We start from the raw sequence: 14,158 nt of genomic DNA, 5'->3' as shown, positions 1-14,158 counted from the left end.
CAAAATGACCCAGAAGATTTGGTTTGATCCCACCTTGTGCCTGATCGGCGGGCGCTGGATCCGGGCGGCCGCGGGCGACAGCCTGCCCTTGATTAACCCTTCGGACGGGACCGAGATCTGCCGGATCGCCCGAGGGTCCGAGGCGGATATCGACGCGGCGGTACAAGCCGCCCGGTCTGCGTTGAATGGTGATTGGGGGCGAAAGACGGCGTTGGAACGCGGCCGCATCCTGACCCGGCTGGGCCAGCTGGTGCTGGAACGGGTAGACGATCTGGCGCGGCTTGAGGCGAAGGATGTCGGCAAACCGCTGACGCAGGCCCGGGCAGACGCGGTCGCCCTGGCGCGCTATTGCGAGTTCTACGGCGGCGCGGCCGACAAGGTGATGGGTGAGACCATTCCCTATCTCGATGGCTACACCGTCTATACCCTGCGCGAACCGCATGGGGTGACGGGCCATATCGTGCCCTGGAACTATCCGATGCAGATTATCGGGCGTTCGGTCGGGGCGGCGTTGGCCATGGGCAACGCCTGTGTTCTGAAACCTGCGGAAGAGGCCTGTTTGACCGCGTTGGCCTTTGCCCATCTTGCGCAACAGGCCGGGCTGCCGGCCGGTGCTTTGAATGTCGTGCCCGGTCTGGGGGCCGAGGCGGGTGCGGCGCTGTCCGGACATTCGGGTGTAAACCACATCTCGTTCACTGGTTCTGTTGCCACAGGGGCCCTTGTGCAGCAGGCGGCGGGACGCAACGTGGTGCCCGTGACGCTGGAACTGGGCGGGAAATCCCCGCAATTGGTTTTTGACGATGCCGATCTGGATGCGGCGCTGCCGTTTCTGGTGAATGCGGGGATCCAAAATGCGGGCCAGACCTGTTCGGCCTCGTCCCGGATCCTGGTGCAGCGGGGCGTTTATGAGCAGGTCAGATCGCGCATGTCCCAGGCCTATGAAGAACTGACCGTCGGCCCGGCGATGCAGGATCTGCGGGTTGGGCCGTTGATCTCGGACCGGCAGAGACAGATTGTCAGGGGCTTTCTGAAAACCGCCACGGACCTGACGATCGCTGCGCAGGGACAGATTGTCGAAGACGCGCCAGAGGCCGGAGCCTATGTCCGGCCCACTTTGTTCGCGGACGTGCCGCCAGATCATCAGTTGGCACAGGACGAAATTTTCGGCCCGGTTCAGGTTCTGATCCCGTTCGACACCGAAGAACAGGCTCTGCATATAGCGAATAGTACGGATTACGGCCTGGTCGCCAGCGTCTGGACGCGGGATGGCGCGCGGCAGATGCGGTTGGCGAAAGCGCTGCACTCCGGTCAGGTTTTCATCAACAACTACGGTGCAGGCGGTGGTGTTGAACTGCCGTTTGGCGGTGTGGGAAAATCCGGCCATGGCCGCGAAAAAGGGTTCGAAGCTTTGTACGGCTTTTCACAGTTAAAGACAGTTGCCGCGTTTCACGGATAGCTTTTACCCAGGCAATTCAGATCAGCTTTGCTTCCAATGTATGATTGCCCCAAATCTGTGATGTCCGCGTGGCAGAATGCCCACTGAACCAACCTCCGACCACCTCGTCGGAAACGTTGGCACTGGCGGGGAACTTTTGTCTGCCGCCGTCTGCCAGGATCACGAAGTCAAACCAGACCCGAACTGAATACGGCACATTGATCCGGCTAGAAATTAGGTTGTACTTGTGCCAGTGTACCGGGCAGCTCAAGAAAACGACCTTGTTGAAATGTGCCCCCATCTCGGCGGCTTTCATGACGACATTGCAGCCGTGGCTGTGGGCAACCACATCGCAGCCGTGATAAGTCTCAAGGTCTATCCAGTTTTTCAAGTGTTTGGCAGCAATATGTCGGCCGCGGTCGGACCACCGGCCCTCCCATTCATAGTAGTTCTGCCCTGAATAGATGTCGTTGCGATGCGGCTTGATGTAATTGTGCAAATCTCCGACATGGGGATAGTACCATGTGGGGTCAGGATTGACTTCGAAGTGAGTGCCATGAACAAGAAGCAACCCCGGGACACCGGTTAATTGTTGTGCGGGCACCGGTGGAACCTGTGAAGCGGGCGGGTCTGAAATCAGAGCGGACGACAACACAGTAAGCAAATCTTGCGAGAGCGGATCCAATTGCGTCCAACGTGCCGAAAACACACCAAGCCAAAGACGTGGCGGAAAGGATTCTGGCGAATACAGTTTGAGGCACGAACTCAGTGCGGCAAGAGCAACAATTGAATCAGGGGCCGCAAGTCCAAGCTTCAAAGCAGCGTCGATATATTCGACGTTCGGCTGTTCTTCTGCTGCTATGATCGCCTCGAACAAACGTTGGTAATACCCCTCAGGCTCCGGCAAAGAAAACAGGTCGAAGGGCCTCAGGTCGCCGGGGCCATCAAAGAAACGCATGTATTCGTGGGCGGATATTTGGCGGTCGTCAATTGGCCGGAATCCGAGCATGACAAGCTGTTTGGACAGAACGGCATCGTCAGTTTCCTCCAAATCGCCGTCCAACAGGAAAAGATCGCTGTCATTGCTTTCGGCTTGCAGAAACTGCGCGCGGGATATCAGGTATGCGGCGTAGGAAAAAAGTGAAAGCTCATCCCGGGATCCGCCGGTTTCGTTGAAGTTCCTTGGTTCAAAAATCATTGTATCTCAACCTTAATGCTCAATGGGAATGCCTTCCAAAATAGCATCAGGTGAGTTGCCGATAAATGATGAATGCGCCGCCGTGGTTCAGACGATCACCTCGATCGCCTTTTGCTCTCCGACCCCAAACACCCGCTTGTAGCGTTCGATCTGGTCTTTCGGACCCATCGCCTTTTCCGGGTTGTCCGACAGTTTCACCGTCGGGCGGCCGTTGGCGGATACCGCTTTGCAGACCAATGAGAACGGCGCCAGCGCGTCATTGGGAACAAGCCCACGAAAATCGTTGGTCAGCAAAGTTCCCCAGCCGAAGGAAATATTGGCGCGGCCCGCGAACTGGGCGTGCAATTCCTGAATTTTCTCGACATCCAGACCGTCAGAGAAAATGATCCGTTTCCCTGTCGGGTCTTCGCCGCGTGCATTCCACCAGTCAATTGCGACCTCGGCCGCCGCTGCCGGGTCTCCGCTGTCGATGCGAATGCCGGTCCATCCCGCCAGCCAGTCAGGAGCATTGTCCAGAAACCCCTTGGTGCCATAGGTGTCGGGAAGGATGATGCGCAGGTTGCCGTCATGTTCGTCATGCCAGTCGCTGAGCACGTCATAAGGCGCCTGCGCCAACGCTTCATCCGTATCGGCCAGCGCGGAATAGACCATGGGCAGTTCATGCGCATTGGTGCCGATGGCCTCGACCTCGCGTCGCATGGCGATCAGGCAGTTCGAAGTGCCGGTAAAGGATGCGCCCAGCCCTTCGATCATCGCCTGCACGCACCAATCCTGCCACAGGAAGGAATGCCGCCGTCTGGTGCCGAAATCCGCGATCCCAAGCCCGTATATCGAGCTCAACTTTTCGATCTTTTCCCAAACCCGGGTCATCGCGCGGGCGTAAAGCACCTGCAATTCGAACCGGCGCATATCGTTCAGCACCGCGCGCGAGCGCAGCTCCATCAACACCGCCAGCGCGGGAATTTCCCACAGCATGACCTCGTGCCACTTGCCTTCAAAGGTCAGTTCATATTGGTCGCCTTTGCGTTCAAGATGATAGGGCGGCAGGCGCAAATTCTCGAACCACTCCATGAAGTCCGAGCGGAACATCTGCCGTTTTCCGTAGAACATGTTGCCGCGCAGCCAGGTGCTTTCCCCACGGCTGAGGCTGAGAGAGCGGATGTGATCCAGCTGTTCCCGCAGCTCGCCTTCATCGATCAAACGCGCCAGAGGAACGTGATTCGACCGGTTGATCAACGAAAAAACGACATCTGTTTGGGGCTTGTTTCGAAACACTGACTGGCACATCAGCAGTTTGTAGAAATCAGTATCGATCAAAGACCGTACAATCGGGTCAATCTTCCATTTGTGATTGTAGACGCGGGTCGCGATGTCGACCATGGGGAACTCCTGCGATTTCCGTAGTTAGATCAATCGACTCTGGAAATGGCAAGAGTCACTGATTTGGTGACAATGCCAGTTTGACGTCACAATACCGGCATATTGTGCATTGTTTTTACCGGTTAGTGAGAAGAGGGGATGGAAAGTCGAAACTGAGTTTGTAAATGGGTATCGAGTACGATTTTGATATTGTTAACGTAGCGCTGGAAGATCTGGACCCCGAAAAGCTGGGGTCTGCCTCTGATACGGAACGCCAGGTATGTGCGGTGTTCCGCGACATCAGAGCCGCGGACGCGTTGCGTGGAACATCGCCGAAAATCCGCAAGATTTTCATGGATGCCGGGTTCAGCCTCGAGTCGCGCAACAGTGGCATCGTGCCAGGTGTATTTCCGGCCGAGGATCATGCGGATCGGGTGCGAATTCTGCGGTCGCTGTTTGACAACATCAGGACGCGTGGAATTCAGGGTGAATATTGCGGCGATTTCAACCTTTGGGATTTCCTGCATTATGTGCGAACCGCGCAACCCATGGCTGGGATCGTGCGCAGCCGACCGATGCGCGTTCCGTCACCTCCGCCAGACCGGACCAACCCGGAACGTCGCACGATACCAGGGCGCATTGGGTTTGCGCTGGGTCTGGCGGTTGTTCTGTTCGTGATGATCAAGCTTCTGGCCGCCGCAGGGGCCACACCTTAGGTCAATACGACTCCGGCATCTCGCATCGCCTGCTCGGCGGCTGCCAGCGAACCGTCCATATCAATCGCGCGGCACGCGCCCATGCGGACCGTGACATCGAAACCCAACCTGGCGGCATCTACCGCGGAATAACGCACGCAGTAATCGGTGGCCAATCCCACAAGGGTCAAACGGTCGATACCGCGTGTATCCAAATAGCCTTTCAGGCCTGTCGGTGTCTGGTGGTCATTCTCGAAGAATGCGGAATAGCTGTCGATGGTACTGCGGAATCCTTTGCGAAGGATCAGGTCGCCATCCGTGCGCAAGTCGGGATGAAAACCGGCGCCGCGCGTGCCCTGCACGCAGTGGTCGGGCCACAGAACCTGTGGGCCATAGGGCATGTCGACCAGGTCGAACGGGTTTTTGCCATCGTGGGAACTGGCAAACGAAGAATGTCCCGTCGGATGCCAGTCCTGTGTCAGGATCACGGCATCGAATCCATCCATCATGGCGTTTATCGGTGCGACGATCTCGTCCCCTTCTGCCACGGCCAGTGCCCCGCCTGGGCAGAAGTCGTTCTGGACATCGATCACGAGCAAGGCATGGGTCATGGCGGCCTCCTTTTACCGCTCTATCGGTAGGCGGCGGCGCGCGGGGCGTCAATGCAATCCCTTGCGACTCTGGGTCTGCAAAGGTAGATCGCACGTATGTACACAATCGCTGCCCTCTATCACTTTACACGTTTCGCGGACCCGGCCGCGTTGCGCGACCCCTTGCTGGACCTGTGCCGCGCGCAGTCTGTCACAGGTACGCTGCTGCTTGCCCAGGAAGGGATCAACGGCACGATCGCTGGTCCGCGGGCCGGAATCGACGCTGTGCTGTCACATGTCCGATCCTTGCCCGGTTGCGCTGATATGGAGTGGAAAGAAGCGACCTCGGACCACCCGCCTTTCGGCAAGATGAAGGTGCGGCTGAAGAAAGAGATCGTGACCATGGGCCAGCCCGACGTGGACCCGCGCGCCCGTGTCGGCAACTATGTCGACCCGCAGGAGTGGAATGACCTGATCCGTTCTGACGATGTGGTGCTGATCGACACGCGAAACGATTACGAAGTGGCAATCGGGACGTTTGAAGGCGCTATAGACCCTGAAACAGCCAGTTTCCGCGATTTCCCGGAATGGTGGGAACAGAACAAGGACCGCTTTCACAACAAGCGGGTCGCCATGTTCTGCACGGGCGGTATCCGTTGCGAGAAATCCACCAACTACTTGTTGGGGCAGGGGGTCGAGGATGTCTATCACCTCAAAGGCGGTATCCTGCGGTATCTGGAGGAAATCCCAGCCGAAGACAGTTCCTGGCAGGGTGAATGCTTTGTATTCGACAATCGCGTTTCGGTTGGCCACGGGCTTGTTGAAGGGCCGCACAAGCTTTGTCATGGCTGCCGGCGTCCTATCCTGCCCGAGGATATGAAGCGCCCGGAATACGAGCACGGCGTTTCATGCCATCAATGCATCGATGAGACGTCCGATGCTGACAAAATGCGCTTTCGCGAGCGGCAAAAGCAGATCCTGCTGGCGCGGGAACGGGGTGAGGCGCATCTGCGGCAGGATTGAATTCGGGTTGCGGGCGATGCCTTTAGGTCGGATGATTGCCCGAAGACCGGATTGAGGGGGCGTTCATGCACCGCAAACCCACGACATTGGACGAATGGAAATCGACCCTGATTGCGGCACTGGGGCTGGTTCTTGCTAGCTTCCTGGCCTGGTATGGCCTGTCCCGCCTGAGCGAGGCGGCTGCAGGCGATACGATTGGCACAGTCGCCTCGATCGGGTTGTTGATCTGGCTGGTGTCACAGTCCTGGTATTACATGACACAGGTGAAATCGCCCCGCAGGCTTTTGTTTCTGATGGGTGTTTCGTTCATACAGGTTGTTCCATTCCTGTTCGCCGCAGTTTACGGGGCCTTTGGGTATAACGACCACTGTGTCGTTGGTGCGCAGGGTCCGGGGGATATCCTGTATTTTTCCTATGTTACCTTTACCACAGTCGGATATGGCGACATGTCCCCGACCGGTATGTGCCGTGGGCTCGCCGTGTCCGAGGCCGTAACAGGCTATATCCTACTGGGTATGTTTGTTGCCGCAGCAGTTTCGCTTTATGCCCGCAACCACAATCCGGATAGACCCTAATTCGGGGCTATTTGTTGTGATCGATCCAGCGCGACATCATTTTCTTGTCGCGGAAACACTCGGATGGGATCGGGCGACGTTTACTGCGTGAAATCCGCTCGGCAAACGCGACTTGTTTTCCCGTCGGGTAATTGTCGAACTGCGAGGTCCCGCGTGGTTTGTGGGCTGAAATCCAGTCAGATAAAAGCCGCCGGTCACGCTGTGCCTCAACCGGAATCTCAAGGGCTGACTTCTCGGCAATCGCTCGCGCATACCGCATCTGCCGATCGGTGACCGGAAGCAAGTGATAGTCGTTGTTCGGCCCGTTCAGTGCTGTGGGGCGTGTTTGCTGGGTCATCGGTTTGTCCTCTGACTATGCAGAACATAAATAGAACATTAACCAAAAATTTCAAGGTTTGCGGGGTTTGGCAGGCGTGAAGCCACCCCTTCGATGATTTTATTGACTGGTCAATCAATAACCGATAGGCCGATTTTCGACTGACCATTTGTCCCGTCCTGACGGGTACGAAAGAAAAGGACACGGTATGAAGTTTCAGCCCCGGGCCAGCCATTTCATTGATGGCGAATATGTCGAAGATACAAACGGCGCGGCCATCGAAGTGATCTATCCCGCTACAGGCGAAGTGATTGCACGTTTGCATTCGGCGACGCCGGCGATCGTGGAACAGGCTCTAAACAGCGCAAAAAACGCTCAGGCAGCATGGGCGGCCCTGTCCGGGACGGAACGTGGCCGCATCCTGCGCCGCGCCTCTGATATTATGCGCGAACGCAATTACGACCTGTCCGTTCTGGAAACCCATGATACCGGCAAGCCGATTCAGGAAACCACAGTGGCCGATGCCACCTCGGGGGCCGATGCGCTGGAGTATTTTGGTGGATTGGCCGCCTCTCTGACTGGCGAGCATATTCCGCTGGGCGGGGGGGATTTCGTCTATACCATCCGCGAGGCGCTGGGCGTTTGCGTCGGGATCGGCGCATGGAATTACCCCACGCAAATCGCCTGCTGGAAAGGTGCACCTGCACTGGCCTGCGGCAACACGATGGTATTCAAACCTTCGGAAACCACGCCCCTTTCGGCATTGAAAGTGGCCGAAATTCTTGTCGAGGCCGGCGCGCCCAAGGGTGTCTACAACGTGATCCAGGGTTACGGCGATGTCGGTGCTTCGCTGGTCACCGATCCGCGCGTGGCAAAGGTCTCTTTGACAGGTTCTATGCCGACAGGCCGCAAGGTCTATGCTGCTGCGGCGGACGGCATGAAGCATGTGACCATGGAACTTGGCGGCAAATCCCCGATGATCGTCTTTGACGATGCCGACATCGAAAACGCTGTTTCAGGTGCGATCCTGGGCAACTTCTACTCTTCGGGCCAGGTTTGTTCCAATGGCACCCGCGTCTTCGTTCAGAAAGGTATCAAAGAGGCCTTCCTGAAACGTCTGTCAGAACGTCTGGATCACGCGAAAATCGGCGATCCAATGGACGAGGACGTCAGCTTTGGCCCGATGGTCAGCGAGAACCAGATGAACATCGCCCTGGGCTATATCGAAAAGGGCAAAGCCGAAGGCGCAAGATTGGTTTATGGCGGTGAACGGATCGAAAGAGACGGCTATTTTGTGCAGCCCACGGTTTTTGCTGACGTCACGGACAACATGACCATCGCGCGCGAGGAAATCTTTGGCCCCGTCATGTCGGTGCTGGATTTCGAGACTGAAGAAGAGGTGATGGCCCGCGCCAATGACACTGAGTTCGGTCTGGCCGCAGGTGTCTTCACCAATGATCTGACCCGGGCGCATCGAATTGTGGCCGGATTCGAAGCTGGCACTTGCTATATCAACACCTACAACCTTGCCCCGGTCGAAGCGCCGTTTGGTGGATCGAAGATGTCCGGCGTCGGGCGCGAGAACTCGAAACTGGCGATCAATCACTTCTCGGAAATGAAAACCGTCTATGTCTCGATGAATGATGTTGAGGCTCCGTACTGAATCAAGGACGGTTGTCCGCTGTTTTTGACGCCTCAGCTCCCGGTGCCCGGCACCGGGAGCTGAGGAAACGCCAGCCAGTGGCGGGCAATACTGTACTGGCAATACCGATGCCTGTTAGCGTGTCGGAAAAGGCGGGCTTGCAGAATTTGTGTCCAAAGACGTTGCCATCCCAAGCCGGTTGGCCAGGTTTGATGAGGAGACACGTCCGCGATTTCTCTGACCACGGAACTCATTGAAGGCGAGGAACTTTTACCGCCGTATTTCGGATGTGGCGTCTCGTTTTCACGCTTATGCCGCTAATGCCACGGCACCGGTTGCTTTACGGGCGGTCAGCCGTCGTGACCTTTTTGGTTGAGGAACGTGGCCTGAAATTCGGCGGCCTGTTCTTCTGTGTCATGTCTGGAACACAACATCCTTGAAAGAAGTTGGAGCCATGTTTGCATCCCCGCCTGATCGGGCGTTCTGATTGGACCCGCTTTGAAGCAACGGCGCCGGGCTCCCAACGCTGCCAGCGGTTGAAACGCATCGCAGGGTATACCGGTTTAGGGACCAGCGTTCACTTTGCCGGGTGCGGCCGGAACAGTCGCGATATACGTCATTTTACCCCAACTGCGTTCAACATCTCATCGATCCGCTGGCGGGCCGACTGGCTGTCCTTCAACAGGTTTTCCGCAACCGCCAGCGGTTTTTCCGCCAACCGTTCCGGCAGGTCAGACAAGGCTTGGGTCGTTTGGTTCAATGCCGCGTATTTCCCGTCCGCAGGTTCCAACCTTTCATCCGACATCCCGGCCAGCCAGAAATACCGGTTTGCCGCTTCGATTTGTTCGAGATCTCGGAGCATATCGGCGGCGGCTGCAAATTCTTCTGTTGAAACCATCGCCTGCGCGCGCAAGGCGATCGCCTCTTCGGAATTGTCATCAGCCAGCTCTAACAAGGCTTGATGAGGGCGCCCCGACAGCAAAGCGGCCCGAGCCCGCAACCGAGCCCGATCCGAGCGCCGCGACTGATCTTCCGGTCTGTTCGCCAGCGCAAATGTATGCTCAGCAAAGCCCAGATCAGCAAGGCGGCTTGCCAATGCAATTGCAGTATCGGTTGTCAGCACCACCGTCATGTCCGGCTGCATTACCTCCATCGTCTGGCGTAGAAAGGTTGCGTCATCCGATCTTTCAGCAAGCAATTGCAGATGCCGATTGATCGCGCCGTCACTACCGGGTCCGGGTGGCTGCGCTTTGATCACGTCAAATGCACGGTCGAATTCCTGGCTCAGGCTCAGAGCGATCGCATAGGTGCGGTTCATCATCGGGCCCAGCTCCGATCGCCTGAGCTCGACCGCATAAGATGCCGCCAGATCAAGCTCCTGAGAAGAAACAGCTTTGCGTTCAGACCAACGTTTTTCCACCAAGCGCGCCAAAGCCAGCGGAGATTCAGCGGCGGCGTCGGTAGAGGTTATAACCTCGGTCAACAACTCTTCTTCACGGTCACTGTTTCCTTCCGCCTTGGCAACGCTGGCTTTGGCCTGAGCGACACTGGATGTCGTTTCCGGTTCAATCCGGTCAACCGAGCGAAGGATTCTGCGGGCAGCCTCCAGGTGTTGTGCTCTCACCAGTATTCCTGATAACCGCGGCCCCAGCTGGCGGCGAAGATGATCCGGCAGTCTTGAATACGCGTGTTCGATTGCTTCCACGTTTGCGTCAGGTGCCAGTTCCCCTTCGGACAACACAGCCCAAAGCGCGGCATCGCTGTCACATCGTTGCAGGTCGTTGAATGGATTCCTGGGCAGCGGCGGCCGGTTATCTACAACCCGCGCAATTGCCGCAACGGGTTCGAAGCCCGCTGGCGGCGTCTCCAACAGCCTCAAGACACTCAACGCTTCGGCTCCGAAACTGAAAGAGGCGTAGAGTCTGGCCAGGGTCATGACCTTTTCGCCGTCAAGTTTGTCAAACTCTTTGTACAGCCCAGAGCGGAGAGCTGACACCTGATCCGGAAAAGGCGTGTTCCCTGACCAGGACGCAAAATTCAGCTCAGCAGTCGAGATGCAGGCCGGTCTTTGGTCAATTGGTTGCAGTTCTGCGTTCAGAACATTCTGCAAATCGTCCAGAACCGTGGTCAGACGTAGGTTCGAACTCAATTGGGGCGGCACAACGCGTGTACCGGACGGGGCGGTGTTGCGTGGCCCGACAGGAGCAAGCTCCAAGTCCAGCAGCTTGCGATCGGTCCCTTGCAGAAGACGAGTGGACAGCTGGTCTTTTATCCCCTGCTCAGTCATGGTGAGAAGCGGCAGGTGCAACCCTGTCTCCACCGAGGGCGGTTTGCCTTTGGCCGTTTTTCCGATCAAGGGTGGCGGTACATTCTCAAGAAGCGGCGGCATCAATTCCCCTGGTGCGATGTCCAATACGATCATCGAGTTTCTGTACAGAAACGCCGACGCCACGCAGTCGCACCCGAACTCCAGCTCCAACGCGCTGCCGGGGTTTTCCTGCGACAATGAGGCCAGTCGGTTCGTGTTCAAACGCCCAAAAACCGAGCTGGTCTTGAATGTCACGTCGTCCAGGGCAATTGTAAGGCTGGCGCCGTTCTTCCGTTGCGCCAGCACCCAGCGGGTATCCGGTGGCACGTCGAAAACCAGACGTGTGAATCCGTCATGCTCACCGGATCGCACCACCACGTCCTGTGCGGTCACGGCAGATGCAGCCGTGACCAAAACCGCAATCAGAAACCCGATGCGCTTCATGCTGCAGCCTGCTTGAGCTCTTTCAATGCGTCTTCCAGCTCGGAAAAGCCAGGGCGGTTATGGGTTGGGGTGTTCTGGCGTCCGACCTCAATGCACATGGCAGCATTGTGGTTGTGCAGGTTGGCCACCAATACTTCTTTGATCAGCTGATAAAAGTGGTTGTCTTCTTCAACCACGGCTTTCAGTTTGCCTGCGAAGGGGCCGACCAGACCATAGGCCAGAAAAACGCCCAGGAACGTGCCCACAAGGGCACCCCCAATCAGCTTCCCCAGCACTTCGGGCGGCTGATCGATTGATCCCATCGTCTTGATCACGCCCAGAACCGCAGCAACGATCCCCAGCGCGGGCAGGCCGTCTGCCACTGTTTGAAGTGCATGGCTTGAGTGCATGGCGTGATGAAAATTCGCCTCCATGCGCTTCTCCAGAACCTCTTCAACCTGATGCGGATCGTCATAATTCATCGCCGCCGACCGCATGGTGTCACAAATCAGGTCGACGGCCTCCTTGTCTGATTGGATCTTGGGGTATGCGGAAAACAAGCTGGAGTTTTCGGGGTCTTCAATATGCTGCTCGACCTCAACAGGGTTGGCTCGGGCAATGCGGATCAACGAAAACAGAAGGCACAGAAGGTCACGATAGTCTTCGGGCTTCCATTTCGGGCCCTTGAACACCTTGCCCATGTCTTTGATCGTATGTTTCACGCCGCCCATGTCATTGCTGATCAGAAAGGCTCCTACGGCAGCACCACCGATCATCATCATTTCGAAGGGAAGAGATTTCATGATGATGGTCATCTTGCCACCTGCCGCGAGATAGCCGCCGAAGACCATTACGAAGATGACAACAATTCCAACAATTCCAATCATTTGAGATCTCCAGATGAGTTCTGTGCGTTACCGGGCAACACGAGCGACTACTCCTGTGGGGCCGAGGCGTTGCGTCCGGCCATGACAACGCTGATTGTATAGGCCGCTTCGGGGCTCAGGCCCGCCAGTACGCCAGCCGCTGCGTCCGCCGGCATGCGGGACAGGAACCCTGCGGCAAAGGTCGGGTCCATGGTTTCAAACAACGCGGCTGCGTCCTTGGGTTTCATGTTCTGGTAAACATCCGTCAGGCGCGCCAGATCGTTCTCTGCCGCTTTGTCCGCAACCGCCAACGTGGCACGCAGGGCATCTTCTGCTTCCTTCAGGGCCGTCAGACGCGTTTCAACGGCCTGGGTTGCGATATCCAGTGCTTTTTCCTGATCGCGTAATTCAGCCTCTCGCTGTTTGACGCGATCCTCCCGGCGCAAAAGCTCCGCCAGCACAACCTGAACATCGCGTGTTTCGGACGCGGCAGGCTCGTTTTCCACGGCTTCGGGTGTCGCCGGTTTGGCGAGCGCGGGTCCTGCCTCCAAGCCAACGCGAATGGCTGCCGAGCCGATCATCAGCAATGAGATGACAGCAAGCACACCACCGTGCGGGCGTGTATCGTGTTTGGCGTTGCGCGCAAGGCTCATACCTGCGCCCCGTTCTGCTTGCGGTCATGGCGGAAGAACATCAGGCCCTCTGGCGCCTTGGTTTGCTCTTCACGCGCACCAGTTTCGACCGGTTCCGCTGCTTTCTCGTGCTTGGTGCCCTGTTCCTCTTCAGGCTGGGGCTCGTCTTGGACAGGCTTTGCCGTTTCGGGGGCAGCAGCTTCTTCTTCGGGGATGACATCATGCAGAGATGCCATCATCAGCTCCAGGCGCTGCGCCACGGTCTCAGCCCTTTGCGTCAGCGCCTTCAGCTGATCCCCCGATTGATCAGAGGCATTTCGCGCGCTGTCCAGGGATTTCTTCAGCTCTTCTGCCTGGGTCGACAACACGGCCACCGCGCCACCGACGCCTCTTTCAAGATCGGTGAACCGCCTGAGGCGGCGCGACAGCACAAAACAATAAAGACCCGCGCCCAACGCACCGGCGACCAGCAAAATATCCGCAATCAGCTCCAATTCCGCCTCCTAATTCAGTACAAATTCCATCACCAGCACATCGCGAACGCGCCCTTCGCCAACGACAATTCCAATGCGTCGCAGCAGGTGACCTCGGATGCGCGTCAATGCCAGCGAATCCTCCAGGTCCTTCAATTCGACGGCTCGCAGGTATCCGTTCAGGACATCCATGATTCGTGGCTGCATTTTTTTCACATCAGCTATGTACGGCGCGTTAACTTCGAGCTGAGCGTGGAACTTCAAATGTCGTGACTTGCCGGAATTCACCGATACAACAACCGGCGGCAGATCAATGAACCCGACATCTGCCAGCGCTTTGGCAGGTTCCTTTTCCGCCTCGTCCTTGCCGGCCTCAACCGCGGCCTTGCCACCCAGCGGAATCAATCCGGATGACGTCAGGAAATACCCGCCCGCAGCGCCGGCGATGGCAAGAAGCATACCGATCAGCATTCCCTTTTTCCCTTTTTTCCCGGTGGGTTCCGCCAGTTCGTCGGTTGCGTCGGTCATGACGTCCTCATTCATCCGTTCCGACCCCGTCATAACCGCGCAGGGACTAACCGATTGTTAAGAGCAATCGTCCAAACAGAGGGTGCGTCGGGCAG

General features: G+C 57.3%; 14 protein-coding genes. 5 read left to right on the top strand and 9 right to left on the bottom strand.

What is annotated here, in order from left to right; all coding sequences use genetic code 11:
• Positions 1-4 precede the first annotated feature (4 nt).
• On the top strand, positions 5-1,456 hold the full coding sequence (locus ACR0LI_RS16230; protein ID WP_480492013.1) for an aldehyde dehydrogenase family protein: 1,452 nt from the start codon (positions 5-7) through the stop codon (positions 1,454-1,456).
• 16 nt (positions 1,457-1,472) lie between these two features.
• Here the strand turns inward: ACR0LI_RS16230 and ACR0LI_RS16225 are convergent, their stop codons facing one another.
• The gene (locus ACR0LI_RS16225) at positions 1,473-2,486 is read right to left on the bottom strand and encodes a hypothetical protein (protein WP_480718848.1); all 1,014 of its coding nucleotides are present in this window, start codon (positions 2,484-2,486) and stop codon (positions 1,473-1,475) included.
• Positions 2,487-2,720: 234 nt separating this feature from the next.
• A complete protein-coding gene (gene pncB / locus ACR0LI_RS16220) occupies positions 2,721-4,013 on the bottom strand; it encodes a nicotinate phosphoribosyltransferase (RefSeq protein ID WP_480621473.1) in 1,293 nt (430 codons plus the stop codon).
• Between the two features lie 164 nt (positions 4,014-4,177).
• Here pncB and ACR0LI_RS16215 point away from each other — a divergent pair, with 164 nt between their 5' ends.
• Positions 4,178-4,708, top strand: coding sequence for a hypothetical protein (locus tag ACR0LI_RS16215; protein ID WP_480718847.1), 531 nt, complete (start codon positions 4,178-4,180; stop codon positions 4,706-4,708).
• On the opposite strand, the gene pncA is transcribed toward ACR0LI_RS16215, so the two are convergent.
• Positions 4,705-5,298 (bottom strand): bifunctional nicotinamidase/pyrazinamidase, encoded by a 594-nt coding sequence (gene pncA, locus ACR0LI_RS16210; RefSeq protein ID WP_480718846.1) that lies wholly within the window; start codon positions 5,296-5,298, stop codon positions 4,705-4,707. The two genes, ACR0LI_RS16215 and pncA, sit on opposite strands and share 4 nt — an antisense overlap.
• A gap of 96 nt (positions 5,299-5,394) precedes the next feature.
• Here pncA and trhO point away from each other — a divergent pair, with 96 nt between their 5' ends.
• On the top strand, positions 5,395-6,300 hold the full coding sequence (gene trhO / locus ACR0LI_RS16205; protein WP_209835193.1) for an oxygen-dependent tRNA uridine(34) hydroxylase TrhO: 906 nt from the start codon (positions 5,395-5,397) through the stop codon (positions 6,298-6,300).
• A gap of 65 nt (positions 6,301-6,365) precedes the next feature.
• Complete coding sequence (locus ACR0LI_RS16200) at positions 6,366-6,875, top strand: potassium channel family protein (RefSeq protein WP_480621475.1); 510 nt, start codon at positions 6,366-6,368, stop codon at positions 6,873-6,875.
• Positions 6,876-6,882: 7 nt separating this feature from the next.
• Here ACR0LI_RS16200 and ACR0LI_RS16195 read toward each other — a convergent pair whose 3' ends face one another.
• The gene (locus tag ACR0LI_RS16195; RefSeq protein ID WP_152459432.1) at positions 6,883-7,212 is read right to left on the bottom strand and encodes a hypothetical protein; all 330 of its coding nucleotides are present in this window, start codon (positions 7,210-7,212) and stop codon (positions 6,883-6,885) included.
• Positions 7,213-7,399: 187 nt separating this feature from the next.
• On the opposite strand from ACR0LI_RS16195, the gene betB reads away from it, so the two are divergent.
• Positions 7,400-8,854, top strand: a complete 1,455-nt coding sequence (gene betB / locus ACR0LI_RS16190) for a betaine-aldehyde dehydrogenase (RefSeq protein ID WP_480718845.1) — start codon at positions 7,400-7,402, stop codon at positions 8,852-8,854.
• A gap of 595 nt (positions 8,855-9,449) precedes the next feature.
• Here betB and ACR0LI_RS16185 read toward each other — a convergent pair.
• The 5 genes from ACR0LI_RS16185 to ACR0LI_RS16165 are packed head-to-tail and all read right to left on the bottom strand — an operon-like array spanning position 9,450 to position 14,063.
• Positions 9,450-11,585 carry a hypothetical protein gene (locus ACR0LI_RS16185; protein WP_480718844.1) on the bottom strand — a complete coding sequence of 712 codons (2,136 nt, stop codon included), beginning with the start codon at positions 11,583-11,585 and terminating at the stop codon, positions 9,450-9,452.
• On the bottom strand, positions 11,582-12,451 hold the full coding sequence (gene motA, locus ACR0LI_RS16180) for a flagellar motor stator protein MotA (RefSeq protein ID WP_171637362.1): 870 nt from the start codon (positions 12,449-12,451) through the stop codon (positions 11,582-11,584). Before motA ends, ACR0LI_RS16185 begins: the two co-directional genes overlap by 4 nt.
• 47 nt (positions 12,452-12,498) lie before the next feature.
• The gene (locus ACR0LI_RS16175) at positions 12,499-13,083 is read right to left on the bottom strand and encodes a MotE family protein (RefSeq protein WP_480718843.1); all 585 of its coding nucleotides are present in this window, start codon (positions 13,081-13,083) and stop codon (positions 12,499-12,501) included.
• Positions 13,080-13,556, bottom strand: a complete 477-nt coding sequence (locus ACR0LI_RS16170) for a hypothetical protein (protein WP_480718842.1) — start codon at positions 13,554-13,556, stop codon at positions 13,080-13,082. The genes ACR0LI_RS16175 and ACR0LI_RS16170 overlap by 4 nt, the downstream gene beginning before the upstream one ends.
• Before the next feature lie 9 nt (positions 13,557-13,565).
• Positions 13,566-14,063 carry a flagellar basal body-associated FliL family protein gene (locus ACR0LI_RS16165; protein WP_171637356.1) on the bottom strand — a complete coding sequence of 166 codons (498 nt, stop codon included), beginning with the start codon at positions 14,061-14,063 and terminating at the stop codon, positions 13,566-13,568.
• Between the last annotated feature and the right edge of the window lie 95 nt (positions 14,064-14,158).

It is taken from the genome of Ruegeria sp. CL7, assembly GCF_056536445.1.
This window is presented reverse-complemented; position numbering and strand designations above follow the sequence as displayed.

Excerpts from the sequence above, each read along its gene's own strand:
- trhO (WP_209835193.1), top strand. The coding sequence starts at position 5,395 with ATGTACACAATCGCTGCCCTCTATCACTTTACACGTTTCGCGGACCCG.
- ACR0LI_RS16230 (WP_480492013.1), top strand. The coding sequence starts at position 5 with ATGACCCAGAAGATTTGGTTTGATCCCACCTTGTGCCTGATCGGCGGG.
- ACR0LI_RS16165 (WP_171637356.1), bottom strand. The coding sequence starts at position 14,063 with ATGACCGACGCAACCGACGAACTGGCGGAACCCACCGGGAAAAAAGGG.
- ACR0LI_RS16215 (WP_480718847.1), top strand. The coding sequence starts at position 4,178 with ATGGGTATCGAGTACGATTTTGATATTGTTAACGTAGCGCTGGAAGAT.
- ACR0LI_RS16195 (WP_152459432.1), bottom strand. The coding sequence starts at position 7,212 with ATGACCCAGCAAACACGCCCCACAGCACTGAACGGGCCGAACAACGAC.
- betB (WP_480718845.1), top strand. The coding sequence starts at position 7,400 with ATGAAGTTTCAGCCCCGGGCCAGCCATTTCATTGATGGCGAATATGTC.
- pncA (WP_480718846.1), bottom strand. The coding sequence starts at position 5,298 with ATGACCCATGCCTTGCTCGTGATCGATGTCCAGAACGACTTCTGCCCA.
- motA (WP_171637362.1), bottom strand. The coding sequence starts at position 12,451 with ATGATTGGAATTGTTGGAATTGTTGTCATCTTCGTAATGGTCTTCGGC.
- pncB (WP_480621473.1), bottom strand. The coding sequence starts at position 4,013 with ATGGTCGACATCGCGACCCGCGTCTACAATCACAAATGGAAGATTGAC.
- ACR0LI_RS16185 (WP_480718844.1), bottom strand. The coding sequence starts at position 11,585 with ATGAAGCGCATCGGGTTTCTGATTGCGGTTTTGGTCACGGCTGCATCT.
- ACR0LI_RS16200 (WP_480621475.1), top strand. The coding sequence starts at position 6,366 with ATGCACCGCAAACCCACGACATTGGACGAATGGAAATCGACCCTGATT.
- ACR0LI_RS16175 (WP_480718843.1), bottom strand. The coding sequence starts at position 13,083 with ATGAGCCTTGCGCGCAACGCCAAACACGATACACGCCCGCACGGTGGT.